The following is a 26,232-nucleotide window of genomic DNA, read 5'->3' on the forward strand; positions in this document are numbered from 1 at the left end:
ACCGCCGGAAACGGGACCTTTATAGCGTTTTCGAGCGAAGTGGGTACCGGCTCGCGTCAAGAAGACGCGTCAAAACAAAAGGCTGGAGCCCGGCTTTGATTCCATCAAAGCCGGAATAGCTCCAGGTTCCGCGCCGAAACTCACACTCCCGGTTGATCCAGCCAAAGCTCGGTTCGAGAGAGGGTCGATGAAGATTCTGGTGCCGGTCAAGCGGGTTGTCGATTTCAACGTGCAAATCCGCGTCAAGGGCGACGGGTCCGGCGTCGATCTCGCCCGAGTCAAGATGTCGATGAATCCGTTCGACGAGATCGCGATCGAGGAAGCCCTGCGTCTTCAGGAGGCTGGCAAGGCGACCGAAGTCGTGCTGGTGTCGATCGGCCCCGCTGAAGCCGCGGAAACGATCCGCACCGGTCTTTCCATGGGCGCCGACCGCGGTATCCTGATCAGGTCCGAAGCCCCCGTCGAACCGCTGGCGGTCGCCAAGCTTCTCAAGGCTGTTGTCGAAGAGGAAGGCCCCGGTCTGATCATTCTCGGCAAGCAGGCTATCGACGACGATTCAAACCAGACCGGCCAGATGCTGGCGGCGCTGCTCGGATGGGCGCAGGCGACCTTCGCGTCGAAGCTTGAGGTCGACGGGGCCTATTTCAAGGTGACGCGCGAAGTTGACGGCGGTTTGCAGACGGTCAGGCTGAAAGGGCCGGCGATCGTGACGACGGACCTGCGGCTCAACGAGCCACGCTATGCCACCCTTCCGAACATCATGAAGGCAAAGAAGAAACCGATCGTGGAGAGGGCCGCCGACCTGTACGGCGTTGATCTCGCGCCGCGCCTCGAAGTCCTCCGGACAACCGAACCTCCGGGTCGCAAGGCGGGCGTCAAGGTCAAGGATGTCGCCGAACTGGTGTCCAAGCTCAGGAACGAAGCCGGGGTAATCCGATGACCACGTTGCTGATTGCCGAACATGATCACGCATCGCTGAAGGATGCGACCAACAAGGCGCTGACCGCGGCCGCTCAACTCGGTGCGCCGGTCGACATACTCGTCGCGGGCGAAAACGCCAGGAGCGCCGCCGAAGCCGCCGCGAAATTGAACGGCGTCGCGAAAGTGCTGCTCGCGGACAACCCGGTCTACGCCCACGATCTCGCCGAGCCGCTCGCCGCGCTGATCCGCTCGCTAGCGCCGGGTTACGATGCGTTCGTCGCGCCGGCGACGTCGCGCTTCAAGAACGTGATGCCGCGCGTCGCGGCGCTGCTCGACGTGATGCAGGTTTCCGAAATCATCAAGGTGGTCGCGCCCGATACCTTCGAGCGGCCGATCTACGCCGGCAATGCGATTCAGACGGTGAAGTCCAGGGATGCCAAGAAGGTCATCACGGTGCGGACCTCGATCTTCGCCGCAACCGGCGACGGCGGCAATGCTCCGGTGGAGGCCGTCGCCGCGGCGGCCGATCCGGGCTTGTCGAGTTTCGTCGGCGAGGCGGTCGCCAAGAACAATCGCCCCGAACTGAGCTCGGCCAGGATCATCGTCTCCGGTGGCCGCGGCATGCGCAGTCGCGCGAACTTCACCAAATACCTCGAGCCGCTGGCGGACAAGCTCGGCGCCGGTGTCGGGGCCTCGCGCGCCGCCGTAGATGCGGGCTATGCGCCGAACGACTGGCAGGTCGGTCAGACCGGCAAGGTCGTGGCTCCGGACCTTTACATCGCCATCGGTATCTCCGGCGCGATCCAGCATCTCGCCGGCATGAAGGATTCCAAGGTGATCGTGGCGATCAACAAGGACGGGGATGCGCCCATTTTCCAGGTGGCCGATTACGGCCTGGTGGCGGACCTGTATCAGGCGGTCCCCGAACTCACCGAAGAACTTGGAAAGCCCGGACGCTAACGATGATCCGAAGAAGGCTCGCCGGAGCAACGGACTTCGGCCGGTGTTTGTGCAAGAATGGGCAGACCGCTGCGCGGTTCGGCACCCGGTGAGATGGTAAAATGGCGGCAATGATCAGAAAAGTCGGCGTAATCGGTTCGGGTCAGATGGGCAACGGTATTGCGCATGTGGCGGCCCTCGCCGGGCTCGACGTGGTGCTCAACGATCTTTCCCCCGATCAACTGAAGTCGGCCATGGTCACCATCAATGGCAACCTGTCGCGTCAGGTGTCGAAGAAGATCATCACCGAGGATGCTCGCCAGAAAGCGCTTGCACGGATTGGGCAAACTGAAACCCTCGACGGGCTTACCGATTGCGATCTGGTGATCGAGACCGCCGTAGAGAAGGAGGAGGTCAAGCGCAAAATCTTTCACGATCTGTGCGCGGTGCTGAAGCCAGAGGCCATCATCGCCTCGAACACGTCATCGATCTCGATTACGCGGCTTGCCGCGTCCACCGATCGTCCGGAGAAGTTCATCGGCATTCACTTCATGAATCCGGTGCCGCTGATGGAACTGGTCGAACTGATCCGCGGCATCGCGACCGGTGATGCGACCTTCGATGCGGCCAAGGAATTCGTCACCGGACTAGGCAAGCAAATCGCCGTGTCCGAGGATTTCCCGGCCTTCATCGTCAACCGTATTCTGCTGCCGATGATCAATGAGGCGATCTACACGCTGTACGAAGGCGTCGGCAACGTCGAGGCGATCGATGTCGCCATGAAGCTCGGCGCGCATCATCCGATGGGACCGCTTGAACTCGCCGATTTCATCGGACTCGACACCTGCCTGTCGATCATGCAGATGCTTCACGAAGGGCTCGCCGACTCCAAGTACCGGCCCTGTCCGCTGCTGGTGAAATACGTCGAGGCCGGCTGGCTCGGCCGCAAGAGCCAGCGCGGCTTCTACGACTATCGCGGCGAAAAACCGGTTCCGACGCGCTGAGAGCAGAATGACGCTAGAGCGTCCGTTCTGATGGAATCAGAACGGACGCTCCAAGCTATTGAGTGGTCGCATTTACTTACGGTGAACCGGTGTCCACTTCACCGGGAAATACTCTAAGGCGCCAACGATGCCTGAATCAGCTTGATCGCGTCGGAGCTGTCCCATTCGGCCGGTCCGGCCATGTTGCCGATTTCGCAACCGCGGCCGTCGATCAGCACCGAGGTGGGCATACCGAGCGCCAGACCTATGCTTTTAAGATCCTGAAAGACCTCGGCTTTTGCATCATGAAAATTGCCGAGGCGGGTCAGGTTGGCGTCTTTTAGAAAGGCCTTCGGCTTGTCGGCGTCGCGAGTGTCGATGTTGATGGCGACCACAGCGAATTTATCGCTGCCGAGCTTGCCCTCAAGCTTGTCCAGCGCGGGCATCTCTTTGCGGCAGGGCACGCACCAGGTCGCCCATAGGTTCAAGAGAACGGTTTTCCCCTTCCAGTCCGAAAGCTTCTTGGGTTGGCCGTCGCCGTCCATAAAGGCCAGGTCCGGCATCTGGCGCGGCTTCGACGCCATCGTCAGGGCTGCCACTTCGCCGATGGCCCGGGGGGCAAGCTTCCTGGACAGTTCCACAGCGTGGCCACAGGGCACACTGGCGTTAGCCGCGTATCTCGCGGACTTCAAGTGCCCGGCGCCTAAAAGCAAGGCCGTGACCACGGCGACGACGGCGACCGCGACCAGTGGGCCTACGGGAAGCCTGCTTTCGGCGCGGCGGGGCGGCGGCGGAGTGGTTTCAGTCATATCGTTTGTCATCCTGTATAAGATGCGGGTATGCAGGCTTCGGCTTTAGACCGTCGGAACGAACCGGGCCGACCGGTTGTCCGGCAGGCATGAAATGAGCGGCGCGCATGAGCAACAAGATGTGGGGTGGCCGTTTCGGGGAAGGTCCCGATGCGATCATGGAAGAAATCAACGTCTCTATCGACGTCGATCGCCATCTCTACGCCCAGGACATCGCCGCGTCCAAGGTCCACGCTGCCATGCTCGCCGCTCAAGGCATCATTACGGCGGATGATGCAAAAAACATAGGCAAGGGTCTAGACACGATTTTGTCAGAGATCCGCACGGATTCCTTCGACTTCAAGCGGGCGCTTGAGGACATTCACATGAATGTGGAGGGTCGGCTTGGGGAACTGATCGGCGCTGCGGCCGGACGATTGCATACCGCGCGTTCGCGCAACGATCAGGTTGCGACCGATTTCCGCCTCTATGTCCGCGACGTCATCGACGAGACCGATGCGGCGCTCGCGGCCTTTCAGCACGTTCTGGTGACGCGCGCGCTGGAGCACGCCGGGACGGTGATGCCGGGCTTCACGCATTTGCAGACCGCGCAGCCGGTGACCTTCGGCCATCATCTGATGGCCTATGTCGAAATGGCGGCGCGCGACCGCGGCCGCTTTGCCGACGCGCGCAAGCGTCTGAATGAAAGCCCGCTCGGGGCGGCCGCGCTGGCGGGCACATCCTTTCCGATCGATCGCGACGCCACCGCGAAGGCACTCGGTTTCGCTCGCCCGATGGCGAATTCGCTCGATGCGGTGTCCGATCGCGATTTCGTGCTGGAGACACTCTCGGCCGCGGCGATCACGTCCATGCACCTGTCGCGCTTCGCCGAGGAGATCGTGATCTGGACCTCGCCGCTGGTCGGTCTTGTGCGGCTCTCCGACAAGTTCACCACCGGCTCGTCGATCATGCCGCAGAAGCGCAACCCGGACGCCGCCGAACTGGTGCGCGCCAAGACCGGCCGTGTGGTCGGCGCGCTCACGGGGCTGCTGATCGTGATGAAGGGACTGCCGCTGGCCTATCAAAAGGACATGCAGGAAGACAAGCAGGGTGCGATGGAGGCGTTCGGCGCGCTCTCGCTGGCGATCCGTGCCATGACCGGCATGGTCGCCGACCTTGTGCCGGATGAGGCGCGAATGAAGGCCGCGGCCGGCGACGGCTACGCTACCGCGACCGATCTCGCCGACTGGCTGGTGCGGACGCTGAAGATGCCGTTCCGCGATGCGCATCATGTCACCGGGCGGATCGTCGCCGCCGCATCGAAGCAGGGCGTGGCGCTGCATGAACTGCCGCTCCAGGACATGCAGGCGGTCGAGCCGCGCATCACCCGCGATGCGCTTGCGGTGCTGTCCGTCGAGGCGTCGGTGAAAAGCCGGACGAGTTATGGCGGGACCGCGCCGAAAAACGTCCGCGGGCAAGCCAACGCCTGGCTCAAGCGGCTGGAAAAAGAGCGAAAAGCGGGCTGACCCGAAAAGTCAGCTCGAATTTTTCTGGACTTCCGGGTCTCGCCAGGACAGGGCGTTCTTTGTATGGTGCGGCTGCATTGGGGATATCGCCGTGAACAGTTCTTCAAGCTCCGTCTCCGCGAGATGGGCACTGGTTTTTCTGACAGCCGCTGCGTTGGCGCTGGCCGGTTGCGGGCGCAAGGGCGGCCTCGATTTGCCGCCGACCGCCTCAGAACAGTCGCGTGCCGCAGCGGCGGCGGATGACCACGATCGCGGCGCCGCGGCCAAGGGCAGCCTGTTCGATCCGTCCTACGGCATGAACAGTGACCCGGCGGCGGCCAGGGGCACCAAGAAGTCCTTCATCCTCGACCCGCTGCTCGACAGCCACTGAGACGCGACGCTCATGCGCCACTTCGATTACCGCGACGGCGTGTTCCACGCCGAAAGCGTGAATCTTTCGACGCTGGCCGAGGCCGTCGGCACGCCGTTCTATTGTTACTCGACCGCGACGCTGGAGCGGCACTACCGCGTGTTTGCCGACGCTTTCGCAGGGGTCGACCACCTGGTCTGCTACGCCGTGAAGGCCAACTCCAATCAGGCGGTGCTGCGGACGCTGGCGAAGCTCGGGGCCGGAGCGGACGTGGTGTCCGGCGGCGAACTGAAGCGCGCGCTGGCGGCGGGCATTCCGGCGAGCAAGATCCTGTTCTCGGGCGTCGGCAAGACCGAAGCCGAATTGCGCGCGGCGCTGGCCGCGGACGTTCTCTGCATCAACGTGGAATCCGAGCCCGAACTCGACCTGCTGTCGACGCTTGCGTCGGAAACCGGGCGCACGGCGCGTATTTCGGTGCGCGTCAATCCTGACATCGATTCCGGCAGCCATGCCAAGATTTCGACCGGCAGGTTGGAGAACAAGTTCGGCATTCCGATCGCACAGGCGCGTGCGGTCTATGCCCGGGCGGCGAAGCTGCCGGGCATCGCGGTCACCGGCGCCGACATGCATATCGGCAGCCAGATCACCGATCTTGGCCCGATGGAGGCGGCCTTCCGTCTGCTGGCGGATTTCGTCACCGCGCTGCGCGCCGACGGCCACACCATCAGCCACGTCGATTTCGGCGGCGGCCTCGGCATTCCCTATTACGAGGACCGTGCGGCACCGCCGGAGCCGCTTGCCTATGCCGAAATGGTCAGGCGCGTGACCCACAATCTCGGCTGCACGCTGATGTTCGAGCCGGGCCGCATGATCGTCGGCAACGCCGGCATTCTGGTGACGCGCGTGATCTACGTGAAGCATGGCGACGCCCGGAATTTCATCATCATCGACGCCGCCATGAACGATCTGATTCGCCCGACGCTGTACGAGGCCTATCACCAGATCGTGCCGGTGCGCGCGGCGCCCAAGGATGCCCCGGTGATGGTTGCGGATGTGGTCGGTCCGGTCTGCGAGACCGGGGATTATCTGGCGCTCGGGCGCAATTTGCCGGAGCCGCAAGCCGGCGATCTTCTCGCGATCATGACCGCGGGCGCCTACGGCGCGGTGCAATCCGGGACCTACAACACTCGTGCGCTGATCCCCGAGGTGCTGGTCAAGGACGACCTGTATGCGGTGGTCCGCCCACGCATCGAGGCCGAGCAACTCATTGCGATGGATATGTCCGCGCCCTGGCTATGATCGCGGCGGCCTCGCTCGACTCAATCCGATCGAACAGTCCATGCGGCAGGTTCAAATCGCTGCGCAAGCGGCTCCAGATCGAGCGCGGCCTTTCGATCCCGGTTGTCATCGTCAATAGCGTCGGTGCGCTGCACCATGAAGGCGCTTTCCGGCGGCGTTGCGAGGACCCGGCAAGCTGCGTTCGGCACAACAGAAAAAGGCCCAAGGGTGCCTGTCAAAGACACCATTCGCAGTGCAAAATCCGTCAGCGTCAGGCGTCGGGTGAACCGTTGCACGACAAACATCTATTTGATATGTGTGTGCCCGCCGCTCCCCTTAGGCACGCAAAACGGGCTAGAGTGGGGCTGTTACAAGATCGATGAGCCAGGGGGTGCCGCTGCCATCGATCTTTTCAGTTCGTCCGGGGTATCCCGGGTTTCTTTGGCTCCTCTACCGCTGGGAGTACTTCAGTAATGACCTCTGGGAGTGATACAGTGCATTCAAACCGGACCAACGCTATTCTCGGCGCACTGCTGGGAACATTGTTGTTTGTGCAAGTAGTACGCATCATCGACGAGTCGTTCAGCGGGCCAGAGAAGTCGCACTCTGAAGCTGCCCAGAAAGCTGACGTCAAGGAAGCCACCGCCAAGCCGGCGCATTCGGCGGCGGCTGACGCTGCGTCGTTCAACAAGGCGCTTGCCAGCGCCAATGTTGAGCGCGGTGCGGGGCTCGTCAAGCAGTGCCAGATTTGCCACAACACCGAGGAAGGCAAAGGTCCCAAGATCGGCCCCGACCTTTATAATGTGGTCGACCGGCCGGTCGCTTCGCAGCCGGGCTTTAGCTACTCCGCGGCCTTGAAGGCCAAGGGCGGCAAATGGACCTTCGCCGAGCTCAACGAATGGATCACGGATCCGCGTGCCTACGTTAAGGGTACGTCCATGAGCTTCGCCGGCCTGAAGAGCGAGAGCAAGCGCGCTGACCTGGTTGCCTATCTCACCACGCTCTCGAAGAACCCTGTGCCGCTGCCGAAGTAGGCCGCCGAACACAGGCCGATGACTTAGAGCCCCAGTTCTGATGGAATCAGAACTGGGGCTCTAAGGTTTTAGTTAAACGCGTTTTCTTCACGCGAACCGGTATCCATCCGCGGGTCAGCCCGGGGACATGCTTCGTTCGAAAACGCTATAAGCAGCACGACGGGCTTGCTGAGTTAAGCATGTCAAGACCCATGGCGCTCGCGAGCATCCCGCTCGCGTTTGCCACGGTGGGTAGGGCGTTTAAGCTCAGCCAGAATATTAGGCGGTGGCCGCAAAGTTCAGTCTCAGCCAAAAGAGAAGAGAGGGCATGTCGTCTGCGACAGCTTCGATGTCTTCGATACAGTTGAACTGCGTTGAACTGCGCGCCCCGGGGGCGGCAATGGCTAAGCGACAGGCAACGGTCGAGCGGCCGCTGCCGGCAAGGTGGAGTTTCCCGCCTGCAACCTGACCCGCCTACGACCTGACATGGGCTGACGCGTCAGCCACATGCAAACAGCCTAAAAAATGAACCCGGCACGACTCGGTGATGATACGTTCATCACCACATATTGAGCACCGTGCGCGCCTCGTCCGACATGCGGCTGGGGTCCCACGGCGGTTCCCAGACGATGGCTACCTTGGCATCGCGCACGCCGGATACGCTCGCGACTGCGTTCTTTACCTGGCCCGGCAGTTCCGCCGCGGACGGACAAGCTGGCGACGTCAGCGTCATCTCGATATTGACCATGCGGTCGTCGTCGATGATGATTTTATAAATCAGACCAAGCTCGTAGAGATCGGCCGGAATTTCCGGATCGTAGACCGTCTTGAGTGCGCCTACGATTCCTTCTCCCATGCGCTCCATTTCGTCCGTCGGGATGCTCGATGGCCGATTCGTGGCATCGGGGGCGCCAGCGTCAACCGGCGAAACGCTTTCCGTTCCAGCTATGTTTGCATCGTCCATCATACAAAGAACTCCTGCGCTTTGGCGAACGGCCCGCGCCAAAGGCTTGGCCCGCGTGCTCTATATAGGTTCCGTTTCGGATTTGTGTTCCGCTCGAACGTCGCCAAAGCGTTCGCCAATGCTGCCTTAAGGCAGCGCATTTACTCACATAACATAGTGCAGTTGCAAGCCTTCTCCAAGCGGCAAGAGGGCGCCCGCTCGATGTCTGCCCTGCCAGCGGTGGAACCCGGGCCGTACCGAGGTCGATTCGCCAGCGCGGGACCGATACCATGTAACCGTCACCCATCGTCGCCGTGTATCGGTGCACTATGGCCGCGCCACCTCGCTCAACCTCGACTTGTTCAAGCGAGTGGAGTGAATTCGACATTCGCATCCCCCGCGTGGCCAGGTGGAGCGCGAATGTCGAATTCAAAATCTCGCTAGCAGCTTATATTTGCTAGTGGGTCGTTCAATTCTAACATTCGCGGAAGGCTCGCTGAAACGGGATGCGAATGTTAAAATCGGCCCCTATAAGGAGGGCGGCCGGCTCGGTCGTTGCCGGTTCGCCGGCTGATTTCAGCGTGGAATCGTCGTTCGCATCTCCAGGCGTCTCTTCGGAATAGAGTTGACGCGAACGGTCTTGCCGTGGTAGCTTTTGGCTACACCAATTTAGCATGGTTGGATCGTTGGACTAAGATACGCAGCCGCCGAAGTGAGAAGTCGGTGGAACGAGTTCGCATCGCAAGTGTTGTTATTGATGTGAGGAGCGCGTAGTCCCAACCAGAGGAGCCCTTCATGTGCGACTACAGTCTGCATCACGTTTCTTCGCGGCCTGCCAAGGTCGCCGATAAGCTGGTCACGATGGAGCTTGCGAAATCAAACGTGCACGGTTTTGCTGCCGTTGGCGAGCTCGGCCCGAAGCTTGTGATTCATGATAGTCCGCCCGAACTGGCGGTCTGCCTGTTGCCTGGAACGGAACTCGCCTTTGACGAGAACGTTCAGTACGAGTGCCCTCGCAGCTTTTTTGGCATGAAATTCTCGGGCAAGGCTCGTGTGGACCACAAGGTCGCGAGCTTCCGAAAAGTTGATGAGGATAATCCATACGTTCCGCACGATGCGTTGGAATTCCCGAACGGGCAGGTTCTGAAGATTGCACAGCTCACCGCTGGGCAAACCGCTACGGTTCTGCAGTTGCCCGTTAACGCACAGCATGACGAGCACGAGCATACACATGTCGGGCATCGGCGCGCGCGCGATTCGCGTCTTGCCTTGAACCGGTCTTCGGCCAGGCAGGGAATGTTGGTGCCGAATCAGGGTGCGGTGATGTTGTGGGATACTTTCCGCGGCAAAGCCATTGACCTTTCGATCTCATTGACGGAGTCGTTCCAGCGTTTAACGGCTCCCAAGCAACCTTCGCTTCTTGAGGCTGAATTGGCTTCAGCTGGTGAGGTGAGCTTCGAGAATGGTGTGCCAACGGTCACTTCGTCGAAGACGCCTTCGGCTCAGAAGCCAGAGAAGAAGGTTACGGCTAGGTCTGCCGCCTAGCTAAGGCGGTTGACGAGTTTAAAGAGTAGTGTTCATCTGCGACCGCGGTGTAACGTGCCGATCTCGGAAACGAGGCAGCGTTTACTGCGGTCGTATTATGTCTGGTATCAGAACGTGAGCGACAGCGTTCTTCGTGCAAGACCTGACAAAAGCCTCCCTATCCAGCAAGAACTCGTGCGGTGAAGCACCTAGCTGGACGGCGGGAGGCCAACGGTCCGGCAATAGCCCAGGGCATCCGAACCGAACCTCGCTCCCGGCACGCGTGTTCTGCTCAATTTTAAGTATACGCATAACGTTCGTGTGGCCAGGTCCACCGCGATCTGGCGGTAAGCGAACCCGCAATGTGCATTGGCCGTTGTACGGCTTGGTGCACGTCTTCGACGGAGGGCTGGTGAGGGCCGATCTCCAGATGCCCGGTGTACGCACTCGGCGAACCATGAAAAAAGGTGTTGATAAGTCGGTCTGCCGACGGTAGCGGCGCCTTGTGTTGAGCGCTTCCGCGAACCGGGAAAAAGGACATTGATAAACCTCGACGCGTCGCAGCTCGGCGGCACTATTGCCCAGTCAAGGGCGTCGCGGTGATCGCCCCGGCCATCCTAGTGCAGAACCTAAATCCTAAGGTTGCTCGGGACACGGCGAGTAGAACGATCTCGTCCCTGCCTTAAGCCAACGCTGCATGGTTCGTCGCCTTCGCTAGAGCACTTCTCGGTGAAGTGGACACCGGTACTGTAAGGAAATGCGACCACTCAATGGCTTAGAGCGCTTACCGTTCTGATTCCATCAGAACGGTAAGCGCTCTGACTGAACCGAAAGCTGCCGGGGAAAGTGCATAGTCATCTGACACGGTGCGAAAAGCACGCGAAGTAGGGCATGACACCACCCGGCCATTGGCGCTTCATAGGTGCGAAAAAAGCCGTGTATGCGAACAAGTCTCGTCGATTGAAAAGCTTACGAGATCCTGCCGCTCCTCAAAGCCGCTCGCCGCATTTGGGACAATCAATATCCCGGCTGCAAATAGAGTTGAAGCGAAACCCGAGGCCGCATAGTATAGCGTACTCGCTGTTTGGTCACATTCAACAACATCCGGGAAAACGCCCTAGAATGCATGCTCTACTGAGAATCGTCGGAGTCATCACCTTGGTCGCCGGACTGGGCTTTATGGGGCAGGGCTTCCGCTTCTACAGCTTCCCCGCCGATAGCATCATGGTCAGGCATACGGAATGGGTCTATTACGGCGCGGGGATGGCCGTGATCGGGTTTTTGCTCATCATTTTCTCACGACCCTCCGAGGAACCGTAGAGTCGGTGTCGTGCGGGTAGGGCGAGGGCATCTGCTTTCGCTCGCATGGACGTGGTCCGTGCCATGGCTGGGAGGCATGCTGGTGGGCAAACATGCACCCATTATTCCAAATGCCCCGGATCATCATCCACGAGAACTCCTGAGCCGCGCGCAGTCGAATGCCGCTGATGGCGGAGCCTCTTGAGGGTGGATGGACGGCGGCGTGCTGATGAGCGCGCACGATGGTCGCGTCGATCGTCTGCCACTCCAGGTCGGCTTCGCGGGCCAATACCGCAAGCATGTCGTCCAGCACGCCGATCTCGATCCAACGATGGTAGCGCCGTTTCACCGAGCGGCAGTCGCCAAGTCGCTCCGGCAGGTCCCGCCGTCGGCCGTCCGAGCGGGCCACCCACAACAGCGCGTCCAGAAATTTGCGATTATCCGTGCGTGGGCCGCGCTGGAGTCTGGTCCATCCATTTTGAAACGTATCCGGCGTTTCTGATGTAGCTGGCACACTTGTCCGATGAGAACGTTTGAAGCAGAGTTTCGATACGTCGCGATGCTCGCCTCGACGGTGCGTTTGGCCACCTTGCGCAGCAGAGTTCTCAGTTTGGCGAAGACCTGCTCGATCGGGTTGAGGTCGGGACTATAGGGTGGCAGGAAGAAGAAGAGGTGCGCTACGGCCGCGCGGATAGCGCACCGGACCGCGCGGCCCTTGTGACTGCCAAGGTTGTCCATCACGACGATGTCGCCAGGTGACAGCGTGGGGATAGTAACTTCGACATAGGCCAGGAGCTGTCTCCGTTGATCGACCCTTCGAGCACCAGCCGGGCAGCGATGCGCCCGCTGTGTATGGCTGCGAGGCCATGGATTGCCAATGACCATGCGGCATCACCTTGGTCACAGGATTCTCGCTGCGGAGCGGAGCGACCAGCCGCGCAACCGCATCATGTTGGTCTTAGCCGGACGGGGTCCAGCCGGTGCTGATGTGTCTTCCAGCGGTTGAGCCGGCGCGCAATGTCCGACCGGGCACCGCGCCAAGACGCGTCAAAAGCCGGTCGCGTTCGCCCGTAAGCGACCGCGCCGGCCAAACCGCTTCGCAGCCGTGCTGCCTACCACCGAAATCCTGCCCGACGCGAAGGAGGCGAGCGCTACCGCTACCGCTCTACCGCTGCCGCCTTCTTCGATTGGCGCGGCTCCAGTGTCGGGCGGATGACGACCGACAACGGCTCAGCCTGTCAGGACATCAGTTGTTCCGAAAGGCCCTCGCCGACAGCAGCATTCGCCACCAACCCTACATCCTGTGACTATTGGCAAGGCCAAGCGGTTTCCGGACCTCATTACGAATGGAGGATCCATGCCGCGCCGTTCGAAATACCGTGCCGCCGCGATGTCGGCCTGGCGCTGTGATTTCGAACATCACAAGACCTCCGGCTGCTCTCGGCGGCAAGTCTCCAACCTCGAAGCTCAAGGGCATATTTCTTCGCCGGTATCGCCGCGGCCAATGGCGTCGCCCTGCGCTCCCGTCCCGCCCCAGCGCCGCCATCCCCGGTTCGGAAAACGGCTGCGCCTTTTGGCGGACTGGAAGATGCTGGCACGGTCGAACAGACTGGGCTGACGACCACGCCGTTCGCGGCATCCGGGTGCGTGCGTCTGCTCCCGGTGGCAGTACGCAGGGTATCGCTTATATCAGGCGATACAGCTTTCGAACCCTTCGGTGATCGCTTTTTCCGGCAAATTGCGACCGATGAAGACGATGCGGCTTTGGCGCTTTTCGTCTTCTTTCCAGGGCCGCTGATGGTCGCCGTCGAGAATCATATGCACGCCCTGGAATACGAAGCGCCGATCTTCGTCCTTGAAGGAAAGGATGCCCTTGCTCCGCAAAATGCTCGGGCCTTCCTTCTGCACCAGGTCTTCCACCCACGGGAAAAATTTATCCGCGTCGAGCGGCTTGTCGGTTTTGAGTGAAATCGATTGCATTTCCTCGTCGTGGTGGTGCTTGAGCCCGCCCTCGTGGTCCGCGTGCTTGTGGTCATCATGGTCATGATCGTGGCCATTGCCGTGATCGTGGCCATGCTCGTGATCGTGATCCTCGGCTTTGAGGAAGGCCGGTTCGAAGTCGAGAATGCGGTCGAGATCGAAGGCGTTGCGTTCCAGAATTTCATTGAGCGGGATCTGCGCCCGCTGGGTCCTGTGCAGCTTCGCGTAGGGATTGATGCCGCGGATGCGCGCTTCGACCTCGCTGAGTTCTTCGGGCGAGACGAGATCGGTCTTGTTGATGAGGATCACGTCGGCGAAGGCGATCTGGTTCTTGACTTCCGGGGCGTCCTTGAGCCTGTCGTTGAGCCACTTGGCGTCAATAACGGTGACAACCGCATCGAGCCTGGTCTGCTTCCCGACATTCTCGTCGACGAAGAAGGTCTGTGCCACCGGCGCCGGATCGGCGAGCCCCGTGGTCTCCACGATGATGGCGTCGAACTTGCCGTTCTTTTTCATCAGGTCGGCGAGGATGCGCATGAGGTCGCCGCGCACGGTGCAGCAGATGCAGCCGTTGTTCATCTCGAACACTTCCTCGTCGGCGCCGACGACGAGGTCGTTATCGATGCCGATCTCGCCGAATTCGTTGACGATGACGGCGTACTTCTTGCCGTGTTCCTCCGAGAGGATGCGGTTGAGCAATGTGGTCTTGCCGGCGCCGAGATAGCCGGTCAGCACGGTGACCGGAATTTTATCAGTCATTTTGTTCCTCCGCTGGTCTGTCTATATAGGCATCCAGCCGTCTCGCATCAATTACCGTGAGGGCTCGTTCCTCGGCGTGGTCTTGCTGGCCGTCGCTTGTATAGCAGTTCGCCTTTATCTAGAGCCTTTTCGCTTCTGGTGGAACCAGAAGCGAGGCTCTATGATTTTGATTTGACGCGTTTTCTTGACGCGAACTGGTATCCATCCTCGGGTCAAGCCCGAGGACATGCTTCGCTCGAAAACGCTCTAGTTACGATCTGTTTTCTGCTTCGCCGCATTCGGCTGCGTATCGTCGTTCGGCTGCGTTTCGTCGGTTTCGCGCGTGAGCAGCCCGCCGCTCAACAACCCGGCAATGAACATGTCCGGGCTGAGCGTTGAAACGTGGATACCCTCCTGGAACATGCGATCCGCAACCGCTTCCATGTACGCATCATCGCTGAGGTTCTGTTCATTCCAGCTCGACTCTCGCAGGCGGCGGATTACACCGGCCGACGTTTCGGCCTCGATCAGCAGCCCCTGGTTGGTACGGTATCGCATTGACTATTCTCTCCTTAGGCAGCTGTTTCTGCGTCTTTGGCGTTAGCCTTAATCACAGGCGCCCACGGCTTTGTTCATGAGGGCGGTCTGATCAGCCTGGTGCGCGGGAACTATCGCAATAGCGCCGGATTTCGTTGTTGCCAATCCAGGCCATTTATTGTCCCGGCATCGCGCCCGCCACGACCGACGATAAGTTTCCAGCCGTTGCTATGAAGAAATTCTGATCCTGTCGACTGAAAATATGATTTCACCGTTACCCTTGGCGGGACCTGCGCCCCTGGTGGGGTCTGAGCGTCCGCCGCCGGCCGCAACCAAATGGTGAAGATCGTGATCGCCCGGCGCGAACCGCCGCTATGCGCCGCCGGCCGATCGGTCAAATGCCAAAGCGGTGCCGGATACGAAATTGCGATTGAATCTTCGCTGCGCTGCCGGTTTCCCGGGCGCCCGGCACATCCCGCAATCCGTCACCGATTTTCAAGCCGCGATGCGAGCGTGCGCCTTCCCGCGCAAGCCCGGGATCACTCCGCGAGCACAACCATTTCGCCGTCGACGACCTGATATTCGGCCAGAAGATCCTGACTGGCTTCCGAATCGACCGTAATTTCCGCGTCAGGAAGGCACTCCTTGACCGCTTGGAGAGCCTTGGCCTGGTCGGCGATGGCGACAAGGATGAACTCCTGGCGCAATGCACCACTGGCGCCTCTGCCTGGCCTCACGGAGCTGATCTTCCAACCTTTTATCATAGCCAAGATATGACATGGATTCGCGCGCGCGTATATATCCGGTTGGGCAATCGCTTTTCGCACCACGATCGCCCACTTTGCCGATGTCCGCTTTGCTTTTTTAAGTTTGCTTTTTTAAGGATGATCCAGTTGCCGCGGATCGAGACAAAGGCCGAACCTTCGATCATATTGCGTCGCAACAAACAACGCCTGGCCGCCTCGTTCGCTCTGATTTCGATTAACCGGCGCCCGCTGGCGGTGGTGCAGCCGCTGGATATCGCTTGCCCGCAAGCTCGTTGCAGATGAACCGGCTATGAGCGGTAAACCAGCCGCCCGGCCGACGAGCCGCGCTGTTTTCGAGCGTATTACGCGTGACCTTCGTCAGCCGGACACCATTGCCATTGAACCGGAGGTTTCGCGACTGTAAACGTGCGGCCTTCGCCCCAAGAGGTCATCTGATGTCGGAAACTGCGCTGAGCGCACTCGTCAACGTGTTGAACCGCCCCGTCCATTTCCCGAAGGTCGATCAGGCCGGATGCCTCTTCGTCGGGGAGCAGCCAACGCCATTCGTGACGCCAAGACTGGAAATCGAGGGGAGCGATCCATCGGCCTTGGAGAAGGAGATCGTTTTCATCGAGGCGTCCGCGGCGGCCGGCAAGAGCACGTTGGCGAGGGAACTGTCGGCGACACTCAAGGCGCCGATTCTTGACCTGGCCAATGTCCCCGTTTCGGCTGGCTCTCTGCGGACTTTGCTGGCTGATCTGGAAGCCGCCGACAAAAGCGACCCCATAGCCGCGTTTCATGAGGGGAGGATTCCAGTCATCGTGGACGCTCTCGATGAAGGGAGATTGTTGTCGAGCGAGACGGGCATCGAGCAGTTTCTGGAATCCACCGCAGAGCTTTTGCGGAGCGACCGAACTGTTGCCTCGCGGCCCAAGCTCATTTTCCTGGGGAGATTTGAGTCGACCGAATTGGCGAGGGAGCAGTTTGAACGCAACGCGCCGGGAGTGACGCATGTCACGGCCAATGTCGAATTCTTCGACGAGGAGGGAGCCGAGCAACTGATCCACGCCTACGCGGCGATCGCCGCCAGACCAGGCTCCTACTATCAGCAGCACCCGGAACAGGCGCGAGATTTCATCGCCACCTTTTTTGACGCAATCGAAACCTTTCTTGGCTTGCCGGCGGGGGAATTGTGGAAGAACGAGCGAGGCAAGGTATTCGCCGGCTACGCGCCGGTGCTTGCGGCGTTGGGGTCGATCCTGGCTGCCATCGACGATTTCACCAATGTGACCAAAAATCTTAAAGCAGATGGAGGCCGCGAGGCATGGGGCGTGATCGAGGCGGTTCTGTACGAAATTCTGGGTCGTGAACAGAATAAGTTGCGGGACGTACTGAGCGTGCAATGCGAGTCCGCGCTGCCGAATTCAGTTTATGACGTAGAGGAGCAATTGTCGCTGCTTGCTCAGTATGTCAGCTCGAAGCCGCTGGAGGGCGCCGGTCGCGTCAGGCTCTCGCCATCCGACATGGAAAAATACAGAGAAATGGTCCGAACCTATCTGCCGCATCATCCCTTCATGCGGCAGCACGAATTTGGAGATGCCGTCTTGGGTTCGGCCACTGTGTCGCGTGCCGTTTATCACGGCACGTCGATTTCCCGAGAGCGCCTGATAAGCCTGTCGCGACAATGGCGTCAGTCGGCACCAACGCGTGGGCCGTCGCGTTGATCGTGCGAGGTTCGAGTCGGTGGCGCTCTGCCGATGTTTTATTGTCTCATGCAAGCGCGGGAGCGCCTGTTACGGTTTTAAGCGGCCCGTTGCAATCAGCCACCATTCCGGCGCGCGGAGTCCAGTGACGGCGTCGAAGTCGTCATAGGGTTTGATATCGAGAACGGGCGTGCCGTCGTAGGCGTCCAGTGCCTTGACGGTCAGAACGTTGTTGTCGCGCTTCAGCAACTCGACGATGGCCAATCCGATCGGATTGGGCCGTTCCGGGCCGCGGGCGCAGAACACACCCACTTCCGGCAGATCGGCGCGATGCCGGGGATGCGTGGTTAACGGAACGGGCTTGCCGACGAGCTGATCCATCCAGAACAGGATGATCAAGTGCGACCATTCCTCAATGCCGGTGAGGGAAGCCGCAAGGTTCTCGCGCACGACGATTTCCGCGACGATGTCGCGACGGGATATTCGCACACCGTTTGTGAACCGGCTGCGCACGGTGGCGATGGATTGCATGCAAATCGTCATTTAGGACTACCGGGTGCGGATGTTTGAGCCGGAGATATTTGTCCGGCTTTGGGAGGTGTCTGCGGTTCGCGGCCTCTGCCGGCCGCACTTTTACAATTACCTTGCTTAAGGTTGAGCGTCCCGACAAAATAAGAGATTCGTGTGGGATCCGTGATTTTCGTACCTTATCGAAGCTGTTGCGCGGAGGCTTGGAACTCCAGTTTTGAGCGGCCTTGTACATCCTGGCTGCTCATGATCGCGTCAGTCGGAGCCGAGGTTGTGCCCGTTCCGCTCGCGGGTCGCGATGTCGAGCGCGCAGTGGAGGCATGCGATTCCCGCGGCATGAAATGAAATGTGTCGCGAGCCTATGCTTGAAGACCCTGTCTTTAAGGCCTTCAGGCCTCAAGGCGATGAGCGTTGCATTTGCGCTTCGGCAAACGGCTTTTCAAATAACCCGGCGGATGTGTTGCCGAACAGCTATCCAGCGTTCGAACATGCCTATCTCATTAACAGCGACCGCATTGCGCTGTATGATCGGTCGAACGATGACTAGAATTCGGGACTTGGTCAAGAAAGAGTAAGGAGTCCGGGCGCTGATTACGTGATCGAAACTGATCTCAGACTGATTGCCGACGCACACCTTCACGTATTGACTTAAAAACCTCGACGAGACGCTTGATGCTGCCGCAAAGATGCAATCAGTTCTCGTGATTAAACGGCTTTCGTCGTTGCCGCATAGCAGCATGAACGAGGCTTGCATCTTAAAATATACTCCTTTAAGAAAACGGCCGGTACGTAACGCGCTTGTTGGGCCCGTATCGAAGGTCGCCAGGTGCTGGTGCAGTTTTATGACAAGGAGCGCGAGCGGCATGAAGATGTCGAAGGGCCAGGTTGGTCGCCGGTTTAGCCGCCGGTTTCTGGGATTAGCGTTTGGAATAGCGGCGCTGGCCGCTGGTGGATCGGTTTCCGCAGAGGAGCTGGTCGGTCAACCGAATGCGTGGGCGCTGGATCTTCAGGCGGGGGTGACGCCTGTGATGGACAGCATCCAGCGGATGCATAACGGGCTTATGGTTGTCATCACGTTGATCACGCTGCTGGTGACGGGGCTGCTGGTTGTGGCGATGGTGCGGTTCAACGCGCGGGCCAACCCGGTGCCGTCGAAGACGACCCACAACACGTTGATCGAGGTTGCGTGGACGATCATCCCGGTTCTGATTCTGGTTGGCATTGCGGTGCCGTCGTTCCGGCTGCTGTTCGAGGAGCTTGACATTCCGAAGGCCGACCTGACGGTGAAGGCGACCGGCAAGCAGTGGTACTGGAGCTACACCTATCCGGACAACGGCAAGTTTGAGTTCGACTCGCTGATCGCGGAAGACAAGAAGCCGCGGATGCTGGCCGTCGACAACGAGCTGGTGGTTCCGGTGAACAAGGTGGTCGTGGTTCAGGTGACCGGGGCCGATGTCATTCATTCTTTTGGAGTACCGGCGTTCGGCATCAAGGTGGATGCGATTCCGGGTCGTCTCAACGAGACCTGGTTCAAGGCCACCAAGACCGGCGTGTTCTACGGCCAGTGCTCGGAGCTGTGCGGCCGGGATCACGCCTTCATGCCGATCGCGGTGCGGGTGGTGAGCGAGCAGGATTTTGCGGCCTGGGTTGAAACCGCAAAGAAGAAGTTTGCTTCGAACCCGGCGAACGCGGTGGCCTCGGCTGCCGACGTGATGCAGTAGACGTGATGCGGCAGGCGCCGGCGTCGGGAGGTTTTCTGACGCGGGCGCAACCGCAAGGGTTTGAAGGACTTCAAGGGACGTAAAGACAGGATTGGACAATGGCAACAACCGCAGCATCTGCTCACGACCACGATCACGACGACGACCATGCGCACCACCCGACCGGGTGGCGGCGCTTTGCGTATTCGACCAATCACAAGGACATCGGTACCATGTACCTGGTGTTCGCCATCGTTGCGGGGGTCATCGGCGGCCTGATGTCGATGGGCATCCGGGCGGAACTGATGTTTCCCGGCGTGCAGGTTTTCCATCCTGCTCACGAATACAACGTGTTCGTGACCTCGCACGGCCTGATCATGATCTTCTTCATGGTGATGCCGGCGATGATCGGCGGCTTCGGCAACTGGTTCGTGCCGCTGATGATCGGGGCGCCCGACATGGCGTTTCCGCGCATGAACAACATCTCGTTCTGGCTGCTGCCGGCGGCGTTTGCGCTGCTGCTGCTGTCGAACTTCATGGAGGGCGAGCCGGGCGCCATCGGTGCTGGCACGGGCTGGACGCTGTATGCGCCGCTGTCGACCAGCGGTCATCCGGGTCCGTCGGTGGATTTCGTGATCCTGGCGATCCATCTGGCCGGCGCTTCCTCGATTCTCGGCGCGATCAACTTCATCACCACGATCTTCAACATGCGCGCGCCGGGCATGACCATGCACAAGATGCCGCTGTTCGTGTGGTCGATCCTGGTCACGGTGTTCCTGCTGCTGCTGGCGCTGCCGGTTCTGGCGGGTGCGATCACGATGCTGCTGACCGACCGTAACTTCGGCACCACGTTCTTCGCTGCCGACGGCGGCGGCGATCCGGTGCTGTTCCAGCATCTGTTCTGGTTCTTCGGTCATCCCGAGGTGTACATCCTGATTCTGCCGGGCTTCGGCATGGTCAGCCATGTGATCTCGACCTTCTCGAAGAAGCCGATCTTCGGATATCTCGGCATGGCCTATGCGATGGTCGCGATCGGCGGCGTCGGCTTCGTGGTGTGGGCGCACCACATGTACACGGTCGGCATGGCATCGTCGGCGCAGGCCTATTTCGTCGCGGCGACCATGGTGATCGCGGTGCCGACGGGCGTGAAGGTGTTCTCGTGGATCGCCACCATGTGGGGCGGCTCGATCGAGTTCAGGGCGCCGATGCTGTTTGCGGTCGGCTTCATCTTCCTGTTCACGGTCGGCGGCGTCACCGGCGTGGTGCTGGCCAATGCGGGCGTCGATCGCGTGATGCAGGAGACCTACTACGTCATCGCGCACTTCCACTACGTGATGGGCATTGCCGCGGTGTTCTCGATCTTCGCGGGCTGGTACTACTGGTTCCCGAAGATGTCCGGCTACATGTACAACGAGACCATCGCCAAGCTGCACTTCTGGTTGATGTTCATCGGCGCCAACATCCTGTTCTTCCCGCAGCATTTCCTCGGACTGCAGGGCATGATGCGGCGCTCGGTCGACTATCCGGATGCGTTCGCGGGCTGGAACGAGATCTCGTCCTACGGCGCGTTCATCGCGGGGGCCGGCGCTCTGGTCTTCCTCTACGGCCTGGTCGATGCCTTCGCGCGCAAGGAGAAGGCTGCGGACAATCCGTGGGGTGAAGGTGCCACCACGCTGGAATGGACGCTGTCCTCGCCGCCGCCGTTCCACCAGTTCGGAACGCTGCCGAAGGTGCAGTAATGTGACTGTGCGCGGCGCGCCTGGCGCGCCGCGCACCCAACAAGGCAACTTACGCGACGCGCACCCGACAAAGCGAACCGTGCGCGCCGCGTACCCAACAAGCGAACTGTGCGCGACGCGCCCGCCGCGCCGGGCGCCAACAAAGTGAGTTGTGTCTTGCCGGTAGTCGATCGAAACGCCATTGAGCTGCCGCCCCGGATATCGGAGGCGAGCGTCGCCGATTACTTCGCGCTGCTGAAGCCACGGGTGATGTCGCTCGTGATCTTCACCGCGCTGGTCGGACTGATGATTGCGCCGGGTCATGTTCACCCGGTGCTGGGCTTCACCGCGATCCTGTGCATCGCGGTCGGCGCCGGCGCCTCCGGCGCGCTGAACATGGCGCTCGAAGGCGATATCGACGTGCTGATGTCGCGCACGGCCAACCGGCCGATCCCGCGCGGCCGCATCACCCGCGGCGAGGCGATGGGGTTCGGCCTCACGCTGTCGTTTTTCTCGGTGATGACGCTCGGCGCTCTGGTTAACTGGTACGCCGGGGGGTTGCTCGCCTTTACGATCTTCTTCTACGTGGTGATCTACACCATGGGGCTGAAGCGCCGGACCGCGCAGAACATCGTGATCGGCGGCGCCGCCGGCGCGCTGCCGCCGGTGGTGGCGTGGGCGGCGGCGACAGGGTCGCTGTCGGTCGAGCCGCTGCTGCTGTTTTTGATCATCTTCTTCTGGACGCCGCCGCATTTCTGGGCGCTGGCGCTGTTCCGCTCTGACGATTATGCGCGCGCCGGCGTGCCGATGCTGCCGGTGGTCGCCGGGCCCGATGCGACGCGGCTGCAGATCCTGCTCTATACCATCGTGCTGGTGGCGATCGCCGCCGCGCCCTGGCCGCTCGGCTATTTCGACTGGGTTTATGGCGTCACCTCGCTGGTTCTCGGCTTCGGCATGCTGGTGCTCGCCATCAATGTCTACCGCCATCGCACCGGTAGCGTGGCGCTGCGCGCGACGCGGCGCCTGTTCGCATTTTCGATCCTCTATCTGTTCGCGCTGTTTGCCGTTCTGCTGCTCGATGTGGTTGCGAAGGCCGTCGCGCCGTTGATCTGGTAGTGGGGACGCATGGAGCGATGGACAACAAGCCGAAGCCGGACGAAATCGTGCTCACCGAGGCGCAGAAAAAGCGCCGGCGCGAGCGCTCGATCGCGATCGCCGTCGCGCTCGGAATCCTGGTCGTGCTGTTCTTCGCGGTCACATTCGTCAAGGGGCCGGGCGTTGTCGTCCGTCCGATGTGATTGAGATGACCGACGCGCCACAGCACCCGCAGCAACCCGCCACGGCCTCAGTCGCACCGGCGGCTCCCGCCGCGCCGAAGGCTGCGCCGCGCGTGAGCCGCGACGTGAAGATCGGCGCGACCTGCGGCCTGCTGGTCGCGCTCATGGTCGGCGCCGCCTATGCGGCGGTGCCGTTCTACAACTGGTTCTGCCGCGCCACCGGCTTCAACGGAACCACGCAGGTCGCAAAAGTCGCGCCGAGTGCGGCGCCGCTGGCGCGCACGGTGGCCGTGCGCTTCGACTCCAACGTCTCCGGCGGGCTGCCGTGGAAGTTCGAGCCGGAACAGACCGAAATCAAGGTCCGGATCGGCGAGGTCACCACCGTATACTACACCGTCACCAACCAGGCGGGGACCGCCACGGCGGGGCAGGCGGCCTATAACGTCACGCCGCTGACGGTCGGATCGTATTTCACCAAGATCAACTGCTTCTGTTTCACCGAGCAGACCCTGGCGGCCGGTGAGAAGCGGGAGATGGCCGTCGTCTTCTATGTCGACCCGGCCTTCGCCGCCGACAGCGAGAACGACGGCGTCAGGACCATCACCCTGTCCTACACGTTCTTCCCGGTGAGGGATGCCGCGCCGAAGCCGGTGGCGGCGAGCGAACCGGACCGGCCAGGGGGAAGCATCTGACCTTCGACGGCTGACGCGTTTGGTTGCTGACGCGTTTTGTTTTTGGGATGGATTAGGTGCCAATTCAGCCGGCACCGCTAACGCAGACGGAGAGAGACCGCAATGGCTACGGCGCAAGTCAAGCACGATTACCACCTTGTCGACCCGAGTCCGTGGCCGATCATAGGCGCGACCGCGGCCTTCGTCATGGCCGTCGGCGCCATCCTGTGGATGCATCACCTGACCGCGGCAGCGCCGATCATTTTCGGCATCGGCGTGGTCGGCGTGCTCTACACCATGGCGAACTGGTGGGCGGAAGTGATCCGCGAGGCCGAGCACAAGGGCGACCACACCCGCGTGGTGCAGATCAGCCATCGCTACGGCATGATCCTGTTCATCACCTCCGAGGTGATGTTCTTCGTTGCCTGGTTCTGGGCCTTCTTCAATTCCGCGCTGTTCCCGGGCGATCCCGTGCACGCCACCCGCGACGCGCTGTTCGGCGGCGTCTGGCCGCCCAAGGGCATCGAGGTCTTCGACCCCTGGCACCTGCCGCTGCTCAACACCCTGCTCCTGCTGACCTCGGGCACCACCGTGACCTGGGCGCATAACGCCCTGCTCAACGGCGACCGCAAGGGACTGAAGTGGGGGTTGATCCTGACCATCGCGCTCGGCGCCACCTTCACCGCCGTGCAGGCCCACGAATACTCTGAAGCGGCCTTCCACTTCGCCGGCAACGTCTATGGCGCCACCTTCTTCATGGCCACCGGTTTCCACGGCTTCCATGTGCTGGTCGGCACCATCTTCCTGATCGTCTGCCTGTTCCGCGCCAATGCCGGACACTTCTCGCCGACGCAGCACCTCGGCTTCGAATTCGCCGCCTGGTACTGGCATTTCGTCGACGTGGTGTGGCTGTTCCTGTTCATCTGCATCTATGTCTGGGGCAACGGCGCCTCGGCCATGGCGCACGCCGCGCACTGATCGGGACGCAAGCAACTCAATCATGAAAAGGGCGGCCGCGCGGCCGCCCTTTTTCTCTTCCGGGAAACACCGATGTCCAATTTTTACGCCCGGGCGACCTTGTCTCAAGCCATCCTGCGCGGGATCGCCTGCAAATGCCCGCGCTGCGGCAAGGGCAAGCTGTTTGCCGGGTTCCTGACGCTGCGGCCGTCCTGCGAGCGCTGCGAACTGGATTACACCTTCATCGATTCCGGCGACGGACCCGCGGTGTTCATCATCCTGATCGGCGGCTTCATCGTCGTCGGCTGCGCCCTGATCGTCGAGGTCAAGTATCAGCCGCCGTACTGGGTTCACGCCGTGCTGTGGATCCCCCTGATCCTTGCCGTCACCCTGGCACCGTTGCGCGCCATGAAATCGCTCCTGATCAGCCTGCAATTCCACCACAAGGCCGCCGAAGGCCGATCCATCCGGCGCGACGCCCTATGACCCAGGTCGCCAATCGCCACGGGGTCGGCCTCGGTCTCTTCACACTGGCCGTGATGGCTCTGTTCATCGGCCTCGGCGTGTGGCAGCTGCAGCGCCGGGTCGAGAAGCACGCGCTGATCGCGGCGCTCACCGAGCGGCTGGCTGCTACGCCCGGCGCATTGCCCCAGCCGGCAGACTGGGCGGCATTGTCGCCGACCAAGGACGAGTTTCGCCGCGTGAGCTTTTCGGCGACCTACGAGTCGCTGCCCGACGCAATGGTCTACAGTTCCGGCTCGGCGGTGCGCCCCGATGTCGGACTTGGCACTTGGGCATTTCTTCCTGCTCAACTGCCGAACGGCAGCACGGTTGTTGTCAATGCGGGCTTCGTGCAAAACACCATGCAGGACCGCGGCCAGCAGGATCGCGCCGTGAGGCCGCTGGTGACCGGCCAGCCTGTCACGATGACCGGCTATCTTCGGTTTCCGGAGAAAGCCGGTCTGCTGTCGGCGTCACCGACTCGCGCCAAGCGGCTGTGGTTTTCCCGCGATATTGGCGAGATGGTGCAGGCTCTCGGCTGGGAAAAGGTTGCACCCTTCTACATCGATCTCGAGACGCCAGTGCCTGCGAGCGGGGTTCCGAAGCCCGGGCCGCTCGAGGTGCATCTGAAGGATGATCACATGCAATACGCCATCACCTGGTTCGGCCTCGCCGCCGCCCTGCTGGTCGCCTTTGGCGTGTGGTGGCGCAGCCAGCGACGCTCCACGTAGCTGGCAAATTCTCCCCGACGGGCGGCTTATATGATGGTCACCGTGCCGCGAATTTCGGTCAGGATCCGGGGCCGTATGCCCTGGATCCATTCCCCGATCGCCAGACGTCCTGAGCGAAACGGCCCGTCCGAAATGCTGCTTCCCCGCAAAGGGAAGCGCGAAAGGACAAGCGCAAACCTCCGCCGCAACAATCTCGCATCCCGGGTGTCTCGTAACCGGAAGCGGGACGTGGCTCGTTTGTGATGTCCGGATCTTGCCGGGCAGGCGTTTTGACATGTGAACCGGACCAGGGAGTGGATGGCCGGGACATGGAGCGAAGCGCTGTCGTCCCGAACGGCTCCCGCGGAAAGACGCTTGACCGATAGTCATAACAACTGTGCGTGTCGATAATACTTATGTCGCCGGTTCCAGTGCTGGCACCAAAACGGGCTCGACAGAGGCTTGAAAGTTCGGTCGTTGATCAGCTCGTTCGGTTGGTCCGGGTCGCAGATCCGGTCATGGCGCGCGGGACGGTCAAGATTCGCCGTCGGTCATGCGGTCCCTCGAGATGGCGTGGTCGCATCTCCGCCGCTTACGTCACGAGGTAATAGCGATTGAACATGATCCATAGCGTGCCTCCGACCACAATAAGGAGCACGACGGCGGCGAAGCAGAGCGCGACCAGCTTATTCTGCGATGACGGTTTCAAGTCGAGGTGCAGGAAGTACCGCAAGTGGACGACGACCTGTGCAATCGCAGCGACGCCGATGAGGACAAAAGTCTGTATCGGCGGCAGCGTGCGAGCGGCGACGAGGCCGAATGGAATCGCGGTCAGCGCCAGTGCCAGAACGAAACCGACCAGGTACGACTTGATCGTGACATCCTCGCGGCGTGGCAAGCTCG

At 61.1% G+C, this 26,232-nt stretch carries 28 protein-coding genes and 2 pseudogenes; 19 read left to right on the forward strand and 11 right to left on the reverse strand.

What is annotated here, in order from left to right; genetic code table 11:
* Positions 1-187 precede the first annotated feature (187 nt).
* From V4R08_RS13435 to V4R08_RS13445, 3 genes are all read left to right on the forward strand, one after another.
* Positions 188-940: an electron transfer flavoprotein subunit beta/FixA family protein gene (locus V4R08_RS13435; protein WP_335579812.1), complete on the forward strand. Its 753-nt coding sequence runs from the start codon at positions 188-190 to the stop codon at positions 938-940.
* A complete protein-coding gene (locus V4R08_RS13440) occupies positions 937-1,881 on the forward strand; it encodes an electron transfer flavoprotein subunit alpha/FixB family protein (RefSeq protein ID WP_335579814.1) in 945 nt (314 codons plus the stop codon). The genes V4R08_RS13435 and V4R08_RS13440 overlap by 4 nt, the downstream gene beginning before the upstream one ends.
* 101 nt (positions 1,882-1,982) lie before the next feature.
* A complete protein-coding gene (locus V4R08_RS13445; RefSeq protein WP_335579815.1) occupies positions 1,983-2,864 on the forward strand; it encodes a 3-hydroxybutyryl-CoA dehydrogenase in 882 nt (293 codons plus the stop codon).
* A gap of 113 nt (positions 2,865-2,977) precedes the next feature.
* Here V4R08_RS13445 and tlpA read toward each other — a convergent pair whose 3' ends face one another.
* On the reverse strand, positions 2,978-3,652 hold the full coding sequence (gene tlpA, locus V4R08_RS13450; protein ID WP_335579816.1) for a thiol:disulfide interchange protein TlpA: 675 nt from the start codon (positions 3,650-3,652) through the stop codon (positions 2,978-2,980).
* Between the two features lie 107 nt (positions 3,653-3,759).
* Between tlpA and argH the strand changes: the two genes are divergently transcribed.
* The 3 genes from argH (at position 3,760) to lysA (ending at position 6,805) form a co-directional block, all read left to right on the forward strand.
* Positions 3,760-5,157 carry an argininosuccinate lyase gene (argH, locus tag V4R08_RS13455; protein ID WP_335579817.1) on the forward strand — a complete coding sequence of 466 codons (1,398 nt, stop codon included), beginning with the start codon at positions 3,760-3,762 and terminating at the stop codon, positions 5,155-5,157.
* Between the two features lie 91 nt (positions 5,158-5,248).
* Entirely contained in the window at positions 5,249-5,527 is a 279-nt protein-coding gene (lptM, locus tag V4R08_RS13460; RefSeq protein WP_335579818.1) for an LPS translocon maturation chaperone LptM, read from the forward strand.
* 12 nt (positions 5,528-5,539) lie between these two features.
* Positions 5,540-6,805: a diaminopimelate decarboxylase gene (gene lysA / locus V4R08_RS13465; protein ID WP_335579819.1), complete on the forward strand. Its 1,266-nt coding sequence runs from the start codon at positions 5,540-5,542 to the stop codon at positions 6,803-6,805.
* 20 nt (positions 6,806-6,825) lie between these two features.
* Here lysA and V4R08_RS13470 read toward each other — a convergent pair whose 3' ends face one another.
* Complete coding sequence (locus V4R08_RS13470; protein ID WP_335579820.1) at positions 6,826-7,089, reverse strand: hypothetical protein; 264 nt, start codon at positions 7,087-7,089, stop codon at positions 6,826-6,828.
* A 189-nt stretch (positions 7,090-7,278) separates the two neighbouring features.
* On the opposite strand from V4R08_RS13470, the gene V4R08_RS13475 reads away from it, so the two are divergent.
* The gene (locus tag V4R08_RS13475; RefSeq protein WP_335579821.1) at positions 7,279-7,818 is read left to right on the forward strand and encodes a c-type cytochrome; all 540 of its coding nucleotides are present in this window, start codon (positions 7,279-7,281) and stop codon (positions 7,816-7,818) included.
* Between the two features lie 538 nt (positions 7,819-8,356).
* Here V4R08_RS13475 and V4R08_RS13480 read toward each other — a convergent pair.
* Positions 8,357-8,764, reverse strand: coding sequence for a DUF59 domain-containing protein (locus V4R08_RS13480; RefSeq protein WP_442935664.1), 408 nt, complete (start codon positions 8,762-8,764; stop codon positions 8,357-8,359).
* A gap of 771 nt (positions 8,765-9,535) precedes the next feature.
* Between V4R08_RS13480 and V4R08_RS13485 the strand changes: the two genes are divergently transcribed.
* Positions 9,536-10,285 carry a hypothetical protein gene (locus V4R08_RS13485; RefSeq protein WP_335579822.1) on the forward strand — a complete coding sequence of 250 codons (750 nt, stop codon included), beginning with the start codon at positions 9,536-9,538 and terminating at the stop codon, positions 10,283-10,285.
* Positions 10,286-11,422: 1,137 nt separating this feature from the next.
* Positions 11,423-11,584, forward strand: a complete 162-nt coding sequence (locus tag V4R08_RS13490; protein WP_335579823.1) for a hypothetical protein — start codon at positions 11,423-11,425, stop codon at positions 11,582-11,584.
* Positions 11,585-11,753: 169 nt separating this feature from the next.
* Here V4R08_RS13490 and V4R08_RS13495 read toward each other — a convergent pair.
* From V4R08_RS13495 to V4R08_RS13510, 5 genes and pseudogenes are all read right to left on the reverse strand, one after another.
* Positions 11,754-12,077: pseudogene (locus tag V4R08_RS13495) on the reverse strand (transposase); the annotation flags it as partial.
* Between the two features lie 86 nt (positions 12,078-12,163).
* A pseudogene (locus V4R08_RS18230) lies at positions 12,164-12,448 on the reverse strand (transposase); the annotation flags it as partial.
* Positions 12,449-13,252: 804 nt separating this feature from the next.
* A complete protein-coding gene (locus V4R08_RS13500; RefSeq protein WP_335579824.1) occupies positions 13,253-14,302 on the reverse strand; it encodes a CobW family GTP-binding protein in 1,050 nt (349 codons plus the stop codon).
* A 246-nt stretch (positions 14,303-14,548) separates the two neighbouring features.
* Positions 14,549-14,839: a hypothetical protein gene (locus tag V4R08_RS13505; RefSeq protein ID WP_335579825.1), complete on the reverse strand. Its 291-nt coding sequence runs from the start codon at positions 14,837-14,839 to the stop codon at positions 14,549-14,551.
* A 518-nt stretch (positions 14,840-15,357) separates the two neighbouring features.
* The gene (locus V4R08_RS13510; RefSeq protein ID WP_335579826.1) at positions 15,358-15,555 is read right to left on the reverse strand and encodes a hypothetical protein; all 198 of its coding nucleotides are present in this window, start codon (positions 15,553-15,555) and stop codon (positions 15,358-15,360) included.
* Between the two features lie 147 nt (positions 15,556-15,702).
* On the opposite strand from V4R08_RS13510, the gene V4R08_RS13515 reads away from it, so the two are divergent.
* Together V4R08_RS13515 and V4R08_RS13520 are read left to right on the forward strand one after the other, a co-directional pair.
* Positions 15,703-15,867 (forward strand): hypothetical protein, encoded by a 165-nt coding sequence (locus V4R08_RS13515; RefSeq protein WP_335579827.1) that lies wholly within the window; start codon positions 15,703-15,705, stop codon positions 15,865-15,867.
* 152 nt (positions 15,868-16,019) lie between these two features.
* Complete coding sequence (locus V4R08_RS13520; RefSeq protein WP_335579828.1) at positions 16,020-17,288, forward strand: hypothetical protein; 1,269 nt, start codon at positions 16,020-16,022, stop codon at positions 17,286-17,288.
* 69 nt (positions 17,289-17,357) lie between these two features.
* On the opposite strand, the gene tsaA is transcribed toward V4R08_RS13520, so the two are convergent.
* A complete protein-coding gene (gene tsaA, locus V4R08_RS13525) occupies positions 17,358-17,810 on the reverse strand; it encodes a tRNA (N6-threonylcarbamoyladenosine(37)-N6)-methyltransferase TrmO (RefSeq protein WP_335579829.1) in 453 nt (150 codons plus the stop codon).
* A 424-nt stretch (positions 17,811-18,234) separates the two neighbouring features.
* Positions 18,235-18,660 carry a hypothetical protein gene (locus V4R08_RS13530; protein ID WP_335579830.1) on the reverse strand — a complete coding sequence of 142 codons (426 nt, stop codon included), beginning with the start codon at positions 18,658-18,660 and terminating at the stop codon, positions 18,235-18,237.
* Between V4R08_RS13530 and coxB the strand changes: the two genes are divergently transcribed.
* The 8 genes from coxB (at position 18,659) to V4R08_RS13570 (ending at position 25,350) form a co-directional block, all read left to right on the forward strand.
* Complete coding sequence (gene coxB, locus V4R08_RS13535) at positions 18,659-19,516, forward strand: cytochrome c oxidase subunit II (protein ID WP_335579831.1); 858 nt, start codon at positions 18,659-18,661, stop codon at positions 19,514-19,516. The genes V4R08_RS13530 and coxB overlap by 2 nt on opposite strands.
* Positions 19,517-19,614: 98 nt before the next feature.
* Positions 19,615-21,234, forward strand: coding sequence for a cytochrome c oxidase subunit I (gene ctaD, locus V4R08_RS13540; protein ID WP_335579331.1), 1,620 nt, complete (start codon positions 19,615-19,617; stop codon positions 21,232-21,234).
* Between the two features lie 156 nt (positions 21,235-21,390).
* On the forward strand, positions 21,391-22,329 hold the full coding sequence (locus V4R08_RS13545; protein ID WP_335579330.1) for a heme o synthase: 939 nt from the start codon (positions 21,391-21,393) through the stop codon (positions 22,327-22,329).
* A gap of 17 nt (positions 22,330-22,346) precedes the next feature.
* Positions 22,347-22,511, forward strand: a complete 165-nt coding sequence (locus V4R08_RS13550; RefSeq protein WP_335579329.1) for a cytochrome c oxidase system small membrane protein — start codon at positions 22,347-22,349, stop codon at positions 22,509-22,511.
* Positions 22,512-22,516: 5 nt separating this feature from the next.
* A complete protein-coding gene (locus tag V4R08_RS13555; RefSeq protein WP_335579328.1) occupies positions 22,517-23,182 on the forward strand; it encodes a cytochrome c oxidase assembly protein in 666 nt (221 codons plus the stop codon).
* 102 nt (positions 23,183-23,284) lie between these two features.
* Complete coding sequence (locus tag V4R08_RS13560) at positions 23,285-24,139, forward strand: cytochrome c oxidase subunit 3 (protein ID WP_335579327.1); 855 nt, start codon at positions 23,285-23,287, stop codon at positions 24,137-24,139.
* 72 nt (positions 24,140-24,211) lie between these two features.
* Positions 24,212-24,604 (forward strand): DUF983 domain-containing protein, encoded by a 393-nt coding sequence (locus V4R08_RS13565; protein WP_335579832.1) that lies wholly within the window; start codon positions 24,212-24,214, stop codon positions 24,602-24,604.
* Complete coding sequence (locus V4R08_RS13570) at positions 24,601-25,350, forward strand: SURF1 family protein (RefSeq protein WP_335579833.1); 750 nt, start codon at positions 24,601-24,603, stop codon at positions 25,348-25,350. The genes V4R08_RS13565 and V4R08_RS13570 overlap by 4 nt, the downstream gene beginning before the upstream one ends.
* Before the next feature lie 571 nt (positions 25,351-25,921).
* Here V4R08_RS13570 and cyoD read toward each other — a convergent pair.
* Positions 25,922-26,227, reverse strand: coding sequence for a cytochrome o ubiquinol oxidase subunit IV (cyoD, locus tag V4R08_RS13575; protein WP_335579834.1), 306 nt, complete (start codon positions 26,225-26,227; stop codon positions 25,922-25,924).
* Between the last annotated feature and the right edge of the window lie 5 nt (positions 26,228-26,232).

The sequence above is a fragment of the Nitrobacter sp. NHB1 genome (assembly GCF_036964665.1).
Lineage (GTDB): Bacteria > Pseudomonadota > Alphaproteobacteria > Rhizobiales > Xanthobacteraceae > Nitrobacter.